This is a genomic window from Pseudomonas frederiksbergensis (genome assembly GCF_003732665.1).
Taxonomy (GTDB): Bacteria; Pseudomonadota; Gammaproteobacteria; order Pseudomonadales; family Pseudomonadaceae; genus Aquipseudomonas; species Aquipseudomonas frederiksbergensis_G.
This window is the reverse complement of the sequence record NZ_MOBP01000012.1, coordinates 299,095-308,307: the sequence shown is the minus strand read 5'-3', so window position 1 is coordinate 308,307 and position 9,213 is coordinate 299,095. Positions and strand designations below refer to the sequence as shown.

The following is a 9,213-nucleotide window of genomic DNA, read 5'->3' as shown; positions in this document are numbered from 1 at the left end:
CAGGTTAATCTCGGGCCAGCGCTTCCTGGCGCCCATGGCAAGGCAGGCCCGGGTGATGGCGCACGGGCCCGGGCGATCAAGCTCAATTGCTTTGAGAACGGATTGATCATGGAAACCGGCGGACGGCATGGCGCGGTGCTGAGGTTCCTGCCGCCGCTGACCATTAGCGAATCGGAAGTGGGTATGGTGCTGGATCGCTTCGAACAAGCGGTGAAGAAATCCGGTGAAGCGCGTCAGCTCTATGCAACTGAAAAAGCCTAAACCCTGACACCGACCCTGTGGGAGCGGGCTTGCTCGCGAAGGCGGTGGGTCAGTCACTATCAATGTTGACTGTACCGACGCCTTCGCGAGCAAGCCCGCTCCCACAGGTTTTTTTATTGCCAGGCTAATCTCGGGCCAGCGCTTCAATCGGATCCAGCCGCGCCGCGTTGCGCGCCGGTACAAACCCGAACACGATCCCGATCAACGTCGAACAGACAAACGCCATGATGATCGAGCCCATCGAGAACACCATCTGCCATTCCTTCACCAACAGTGAAAAGATGAAGCCGATGCCGAACGACAGCGCAATGCCAATCGTCCCGCCCACCAGGCACACCATCACCGCTTCCACCAGAAACTGCTGGCGAATGTCCGACTGACGCGCGCCTACCGCCATGCGGATGCCGATTTCCCGGGTACGCTCGGTCACCGAGACCAGCATGATGTTCATCACCCCGATCCCCCCGACCACCAACGAAATCACCGCGATCAGCGACAGCAGCAGCGCCATGGACTGACTGGTTTTCTGCACCGTTTGCATGATGCTGTCGAGGTTGTAGGTGAAGAAGTCTTTGATGCCGTGGCGTTGCTCCATCAGTTTGATGATGTTGTCCTCGACCACTTTACTTGGCTGCCCGTCCTTCATGCGCACGGTGATGCTGTCGAGGTAGTGCTGGCCCAACAGACGACCGGCCGCCGTTTCGTAAGGCATCCACACGTTGAGGGCCTTGCTGGTGTTGAACACGCTTTTCTTGTCTTCGGTGACGCCGATCACCGTGCACGGCAGGTTGTCGACCAGGATCACCTGGCCCAGCGGATTCACGGTCGGGCCGAACATCCGCACCCGGGTGTTGTGGTCGATCACCACCACCTGCGACTGGCGCCGGGCATCGTCCTTGCCGAACGAAACGCCTTCGCCCAATTTGATCCCACGGACCTGGAAATAACTTTCGCTGACACCGTTGACCGTCGCGGTCACGTCGATGTTTTCGTAACGCAGCAACAGGTTGCGCCCGACGTTGGGCGTGGCGCTGTCGATGTAATACTGCTCGCTCAACGCCGTGACGTCGGGCAACACCAGGGTTTCGATGGCGGCGGAGCGACTGTCGCCCCAGTCGGTGCCGGGGAAAATCTCGATGGTGCTGCTGCCGATGGCAGCAATGTCCTTCAGGACATAGCGCTTGGCCCCTTCGCCGATGGCCACGATCGACACCACCGACGTGATGCCGATAATGATCCCGAGCATGGTCAGCAAGGTGCGCATCCGGTGCGAGATCAGCGCAACCCAGGCCATGTTGAACGCTTCGCTGAACAGGCCGAGGCTGGCAATCAGGCGATTGGCTTGCTTGACCTTGGGCGCACGTTCCTCCTGCGCCGGCAGCTCTTCTACCGGTCGCTCCAGGTTGACGCGGTCGCTGAGAATCTCGCCGTCCTGAATCTCGATGATGCGCTTGGCATTGGCCGCAACTTTTTCATCGTGGGTGACGATGATCACCGTGTGCCCCGCCGCGTTCAGCTCCAGCAGGATCTTCATCACCTCCTTGCCGCTGGCGGTGTCGAGAGCGCCAGTCGGTTCATCCGCGAGGATCACTTCGCCGCCGTTCATCAACGCCCGGGCGATACTCACCCGCTGCTGCTGGCCACCCGAGAGTTGGCTTGGCCGATTCTTCAAATGGCCTTTGAGCCCCAAGCGATCCAGCAGCACCTTGGCGCGGTTGTGCCGCTGGGTCTCGGTGACCCCGGCATAGATCGCCGGCATCTCGACGTTGTGCAACGCACTCAGGTGCGGCAGCAAGTGGTAGCGCTGGAAAATAAAGCCGAAATGGTCACGCCGCAGCACCGCCAGTTCGTGGTCATCCATGTCGCTGGTCTCGCGCCCGTCCACTTTGTAGCTGCCGGACGTGGCGTGATCGAGGCAGCCGAGGACGTTCATCAGCGTCGATTTGCCGGACCCGGAGGCGCCGGTGATCGCCACGATCTCGCCGGCATGGATGCTCAGGTTGATGTCTTTAAGCGCGGTGAAATCCTTCTCCCCAGCGGTAAAGCTGCGGGTCACGCCTTTGAGTTCCAGTAATGGCTGGGTCATTGTCAGGCCCCTGCCACGGCGGGCGCTGGTTCACCGATGACGACCTTGTCGCCTTCTGCCAAGCCTTCCTTGATTTCGGCGCGCACGTTGTTGTTGATGCCGGTCTTGACGTTGCGCATCTGCGCCTGGCCCTCGGCATCCAGCACCCGTACCGGAAAGCTGCCGTCGCCGTTCTTCGAACCCAGCGCCGCCACCGGAATGGTCAGCACGTCCTTGGCCTTGTCCAGCACGATGCGTACTTGCGCGGTCATGGAGATACGCAAGCGATGGTCAGGATTGGGCACGTCGAACAGGCCGTTGTAAAACACCGCCGTGTTTTGCTTGGTGGTGCCGGAGGCCTGGGTTTCGAGGAAGTTTTGCGGGGCCGGTTCAGTGCCGCGCAGCTTGGCGTAGTAGCGTTTTTCCGACTCGCCGAGGATGGTGAAATACACCTCCTGGCCCGGGGTGATGTGAATCACGTCCGCCTCGGAGACCTGGGCCTTGACGGTCATGGTGTCCAGGTCCGCCAGTTTCAGCAGGATCGGCGCCAGTTGTTGAGCGATGACGGTCTGGCCTTCCTGGGTCACCACGCCGACGACGTAGCCATCGATGGGCGCGACGATGTGGGTGTAGGCCAGGTTGACCCGTGCGGTTTCGATCTGGATGCGCGCGTCCTTGATCTGCGCATCGAGGGACACCAGGTTGGCGTTCTGCACATCGTAGTTCGACTCGGCGGTCTCGTATTCCTGCTTGGAAATGGCGTCGTCCGGTTGCAGCTTTTTGTAGCGATCGTAGGTGGCCTTGGCGTCCTTGAGTTGCGCCGCGGTGGCGCGTTTTTTCGCCACTAGGTTTTCTTCATTGACCTGGGATTGGCGCAAGGCGTTCTGCAACACCACCGGATCGATTTCCGCCAGCCATTGGCCCTTGGTCACCTTGTCCCCCAGTTTTACCTTCAGGGATTTCAACTGCCCCGAGACCTGGGCACCGACATCCACTTGCTTGATGCCTTGCAGGATGCCGGCGGCCAGCACGGCGTTCTCGATATCGCCGCGTTCGACCGTGGCGGTCAGGTACTCCGGTGGTTTGCCGGGAGATTGAGCGCTGTAGAAAATCAGACCAGCCACCACGACCAGTACGCTCACAATAGCGATTTTGCGAAACTTCGACTTTTCCATAAATGACCACGAATGCGTTGATGTCAGACCCGGCCAGACAGCGGCCGGGAGCCATTGATGAGAGCGTCGTGCTGCCGGTGAACGTCGGCCCTCAAGGTTGGCGAAACCCTTTTTTCAGGGGATCGCCGGCATTGCCGGGTGACGACTGTTCTGCACGAAGTGACGACGCCTATACGTAGTCATTGGCGGCCTCCTCATCGAGGATCGGGAGGCTGGCCTGCCACCAGGCCGCCAGGTTGTGAACGTGTGGTGCCTTGAGGATGGTGAAATGGTTGCCCGGACCGTACCAGATACTGAGATTGGGTACATGCTTGCGCCAGCCTTCGATCATGTCTTCTTGCTCGCGTTTGTTACCAGCCGTGTCCAGGGTCGGATCGTCGGCCAGTACCAGGTTCACTGGACCGTCGTATTGATGTTGCGGTTGGTAGACCGTGCGCAACGCCGTGCCAAAGGCCCGCGCCGGTCCGTTCATGGAATTGGCCGCCGAACGCTGGGGCAACATGCCGGCGCGGACCATGCCGGCATGGAGCAAGCGCATCTGCCCGGAATCGTCCTGGGTCGCGAAAGCCTTGGCATCGATGCCCAGGGACTTGCCCGACGCCAGTTGCATCGCTTCAATCAAGCGCTTGAGCACGCCCATGGCGGTATAGGGTTTGCCGACCACGCCGTTGCCGCCCGGTGATTCGCTGTCGATCAACGTCAGCGATGCCACGTCACGGCCATTGGCGCGCAGGCGTGCGGCCATTTCGAAGACGATCCAGCCACCGAAGGAGTGCCCGAGCAAATGCACCGGGCCGTCGGGCTGCACCCGTTCCACCGCTTGCAGATAAGCTTCGGCGGCGGTTTCCACCAGGCTGTACGGCACGGTGGTGCCATCCAGTCCGCGATGTTGCAGGCCGTGGATCGGCCAGTCCGGACCAAAGGCATCGGTCAGGCCGATAAACCCGGTGACGCTGTCCCCTGCCCCCGGTACACAGAAGATCGGGGCCTGCCCGGAGCGCCCGCCCTGGATGGTCAACAGCGGTTGGTACTCGTTTCTTGAGGCGGTTGGCGCCGGGCGTGAGGCCGCGCTGTGCAGCGCTTCGTCGATGACCTTGGCCAGCGTCTGGATATGCGGGGCCTGCATCATGCTCTGGTGATCGCCGGGCACCGTGACGCACTGGATCTGCGTCTTCGGCAGCACGGCGTCCCAGCCCAGGTAACCAGAATGCTCCGGCGCATCGTCCTTGCGTTGCTCGGCGATGAACAGGTGCACCGGCGTGCTCACCGGGTACACCGTGTAGTGCGCCAGTGCATGGCCGTGGGCGACTTCGCGATCCAGGTAGTGCCACAGTTGCTCGGCGCTGTAGGCCGCCAGTTCAACCGGCAACAGACCTTCGTCGCGGCAATGCTGCACCAGGCCATCGAAATCGAAACGGTTGGCCTGCAATCCGGCCAGTTTGGCAAGCACCGGGGTGACGTCCGATGCCTGGGCTTTCCAGAACACCTCGCAGCGATCCAGCAGATGCACGTTGTGCGCCTCGCCCGGTGTCCAGCGTGCCCGGCCCTGATCCACCAGACGCGGCAGATAGGTATCGATCAAGCCGAGGAATTCGACCTTCTCGTCCAGGCCCATCAACTGGATGGCGATCTCGTAGGCCAGCACCCCGCCGAACGACCAACCGGCCAGGCGATACGGCCCTTGTGGCTGTACCGAACGGATGATGCCCACCAGGCGCGTCGCCAGGCATTCCATGGTCTGCAATTGCTCCTCGCCCCAGGGAATGCCCGGCAAACCGTACACCGGAGTGTCCGGATCGATGTGCTTGCCCAGCGCCGGGAAGTAGACGTCGAGGCCGCTGAATTCATGTACCAGGAACAGCGGATTTTTCGTCCCGGCCTCACGTACCGGCAGGACCCCGGCCGGCGATGAAACATCGCTGTCCCGGGCTTCAAGCATCGCCGCCATCGAGGCGACGCTTTCATGCTGGAACAGCTCGGCCAGGGAAATGTTCAGTCCGGCCTGGCCCATCATTCCCACCAGTCGGATGGCCAGCAGCGAATGCCCGCCCATTTCAAAGAAGTTGTCGTGACGACCGATGCGTTCCAGTTTCAGCACCTCGGCCCACAAACCGGCCAGGGTGGTTTCCAGACCGCCGTGCGGCGCTTCGTAATCGCGACTGGCGTAGGCATCGAATTCCGGCACCGGCAGTGCGCGGACGTCGACCTTGCCGTTGAGCGTCAGCGGCAACGTCTGCAGTTTTACGAACGCCGCCGGGATCATGTACTCCGGCAACAGCGATTGCAGTTGCAGGCGCAAGGCTTCGGCATCGAGGTGTTCAGCCCCGGTGTAGTAAGCCACCAGGCGTTTATCGCCCGGGCTGTCCTCGCGGGCCATGACCCAGGCTTCGCGCACGCCGTCGCACAGGTGCAGGCGCGCCTCGATTTCGCCGAGTTCAATGCGGAAGCCGCGAATTTTCACCTGGCCGTCGTTGCGATCCAGGTATTCGATGCTGCCATCGGGCAACCAGCGCCCGAGGTCGCCGGTGCGGTACAGGCGTGCGCCTGTCTTATTGCTGGTGAGGTCATCACTGAAGGGGTCGATGATAAAGCGCTCCTCGGTCAATTCAGGACGATTCAGGTAGCCCAGGGCCACGCCCGCGCCACCGATATGGATTTCCCCCGCCACCCCGACCGGCACCGGTTGCCGGGCGGCGTTGAGGATGTAGATCCGGGTGTTGCCGATAGGTCGGCCAATGGGCACGCTCGTTGCGCCCTCCGGCACTTCTGTTACCGCGTGCGTGGTGGCGAAGGTCGTGGTCTCGGTCGGCCCATAGCAATGCACCAGTCGCAGTGCCGGAGCGTGGGCCAGCAAGCGCCGGAAAGACGCCGGATCGCCGCGTTCACCACCGCACAGCAGAATGCGCAGGCGTGCCAGGGCATCGGGGATAAGCATCAGGTACTGATTGAAAATGGCCGTGGTCACGAACAGCACCGTCACTTTCGATTGGGTCAGGGCCTGGCCGAACTGCGTCGGGTTGAGCAATACCTCGTGATCAATCACCACCATGCGTCCGCCATTCAGCAGCGCGCCCCAGACCTCCATGGTGCTGGCGTCAAAGGCCGGGTTCGACACGAAGGCGATGCGCTCCTGCTCGCTGAAATCCGCGTAACCGTTGTTGATCGCCAACCGGCCAATGGCCAGGTGCGGCACGATCACGCCCTTCGGCTGACCAGTGGAACCGGAGGTGTACATGATGTACGCCGGGGTATCGCTCGTCTGCGGCAGCGCTGTGACGGGCAGTTCGTCCGGCAGCAGCAAGGTATCCAGATCCACGCGCAAGGTGCCTTCGGCCACAACCCTGTCACTGCGGGTCAGGATCAAGGTGGCCGCGCTGTCCTCCAGCATGAAGCGCTGGCGATCCTGCGGCGCGTGGTGATCCAGCGGCACATACACGGCGCCGCACTTGAGGATCGCCACTTGGCTGATCACCAGGTCGAACGAGCGATTCAGCAGAATCGCCACCCGCGACTGCGGCGTCACGCCTTGCTCGCGCAGGTAATGCGCCAGGCGATTGGCCCTTGCATCCAGTTCGCCGTAGGTGAGTTGCTGCCCGGCGTGCTCGATGGCAATCGCCTCGGGGCGAACCTTGGCCTGGGCTTCGAACAGACTGTGAACCGTCTGCTCATGGGGGTAGATCGTATCCGTGGCATTGAACTCGACCAGCAGTTGCTGACGCTCGCTCAACGGCAGGATCGACAGGCTGCGCAACGGTGCTTGCGGTGTGCGTTCCAGCGCATCCACCAGGCTTTCCAGCGCCGCATGCATATAGCCGCAGACCCGATTCGCACCGATCTGCGCCACCACCAGTGCCGTGAGCACGAACGCTTCGCCGAGATCGTCGACGTTCAGCGACAGCGGATAGTTGCTCCACTCTTCGCCGCCCAGGCCTTCGATGCCGCTCCAGGCCGACTGAGCTTCAGTCGTTACCTGGGTTGCACTGTGCCGATAGTTCAGCAACGCGCTGAACAGTGGCGCCGGCGCACTCACGCCGCTGCAACGCTGGGCCAGGGCCAATGAAGCGTGCTCATGACCGAGCAACGCGGCGAGGCGTGCATGCGTCGCCTTCACCCCGGCTTTCGCGCCCAGCGTCCCGACATCCACCCGCAACGGCAAGGTGTTGATAAACAGACCCAGCGCCCGGTCGGCGCCTTCGCCGCCCTGCATCCGGCCCATCAGTACGGTGCCGAACACCACGTCTTCGCGACCGGAGACGCCCGCCACCACTTGCGCCCAGGCCAGGTGATGCAGGCTCGCCGCACTGACACCCAGTTGCCGCGCCTGCACTCGCAGACGCCGGCTCAAGCCTTCTTCCACCACCCGTTGCGCCTGCTCGACGCCGCTGCTGTCGCCCTGCACATCGTGCAGGCCGAACGGCAAGGTCGGTTCCTTGATGTCGCCGAGCATGTCGCTGAAAAACGCTTCGTGGGCACTTTCGCTCATGCCCAGTCGAGCCTGGGCCACGTAGTTGCGGTACGGCACGGCTTCGCCCAATTGCGCTTGCTGTCCGAGCAAATACGCCTGCATTTCGTGCTGGATGACTTCCAGCGCGGTGTGGTCGAGGGCGATGTGATGGAACAGCAACAAGGCGACCCAACGTTGCTGTTTTTCGTCGAAGGCACAGGCCAGGCGCAGCAACGGCGCCTCGCGCACATCCAGACGGTAATGGCTTGGGTCGAAGCGCTCGCGAAGTTGCACGGCGACATCGCCCGGTGCGACCACGCATTCTTCAACGATCAAACGCGCTTCGCGCAACACCACTTGCACCGGCTCGCGCAATCCTTCCCACAACACGGCCGTGCGCAGGATATCGTGGCGACCGATCACGCCTTGCAGCGCATCGACGAAGGCATCCAGCCGCGCCCGATCCTCAAGGTTGAACAGCGCCTGTTGCAGATAGAGGTCACCCTGCTGCGCCGCCAGGTGGTGATACAAAATCCCTTCCTGGAGCGGCGCCAGTGCGTAGATGTCCTGCAAGTTGGCCACGCCACCCGGAATCTTCGCCACGACCTGCTCGATGTCGTCCTGGGACAGCGTGATCAACGGCAACATGTCCGGGGTGATGCGTTGGCAGTTCGGTGCGATGGCGTTGCCCGGCACCACAATTTCAGTACCGCCACCGACCGCCGCCGCCAGCGCTGCCAAGGTCGGCTGGCCGAACAGCACCCGCACATCCGCGCTCAAACCGGCCTGGCGCATACGCTCGATCAGCGTCACCGCCAGCAGCGAGTGACCGCCCAGTTCAAAGAAGTGATCGTGACGCCCGACCCGCTCGACGTTGAGTAATTCGGCCCAGAGTTGCGCCAGGGTGGTTTCGACGGCGCCTTGGGGTGCCTCGTAGCCATGGGTGACCACGGAATCCAGATCCGGTGCCGGCAAAGCCTTGCGATCCAGTTTGCCGTTCGGCGTCAGTGGCCAGGCATCGAGCTGCACATAGGCAGCCGGCACCATGTATTCCGGCAGTTGAGCGTGCAGATGTGCACGCAGGGCCTGGATGTCCTGGGTTTCGCCCGTGTAATACGCCACCAGGCGCTTGTCGCCGGCGACGTCCTCGCGAGCCAGCACCACCGCTTCCAGCACCGCTGGATGAGCCGTGAGGCGAGCCTCGATTTCCCCCAGTTCGATACGGAAGCCACGGATCTTGACCTGATCGTCGTTACGGCCCAGGTAGA

Annotated in this window: 3 protein-coding genes and 1 pseudogene (1 of these 4 only partly in view); 1 reads left to right on the top strand and 3 read right to left on the bottom strand. The window is 62.3% G+C overall.

Translation table 11 applies throughout. The annotated features are described in order from the left end of the window. Window positions 1-261 (top strand): annotated as a pseudogene (locus BK665_RS18530) (hypothetical protein); the annotation flags it as partial. A gap of 124 nt (window positions 262-385) precedes the next feature. On the opposite strand, the gene BK665_RS18525 reads toward BK665_RS18530, so the two are convergent. The 3 genes from BK665_RS18525 to BK665_RS18515 form a co-directional block, all read right to left on the bottom strand. Beyond that, window positions 386-2,347, bottom strand: coding sequence for a MacB family efflux pump subunit (locus BK665_RS18525; protein WP_123407971.1), 1,962 nt, complete (start codon window positions 2,345-2,347; stop codon window positions 386-388). 2 nt (window positions 2,348-2,349) lie between these two features. Then, entirely contained in the window at window positions 2,350-3,501 is a 1,152-nt protein-coding gene (macA, locus tag BK665_RS18520; RefSeq protein ID WP_123407969.1) for a macrolide transporter subunit MacA, read from the bottom strand. 169 nt (window positions 3,502-3,670) lie between these two features. Continuing rightward, window positions 3,671-9,213 carry the end of a non-ribosomal peptide synthase/polyketide synthase gene (locus tag BK665_RS18515; RefSeq protein ID WP_123407967.1) on the bottom strand. Its footprint extends 25,291 nt past the window's final position, so the window shows 5,543 of its 30,834 coding nt (coding positions 25,292-30,834); its start codon lies beyond the right edge, outside the window; its stop codon occupies window positions 3,671-3,673.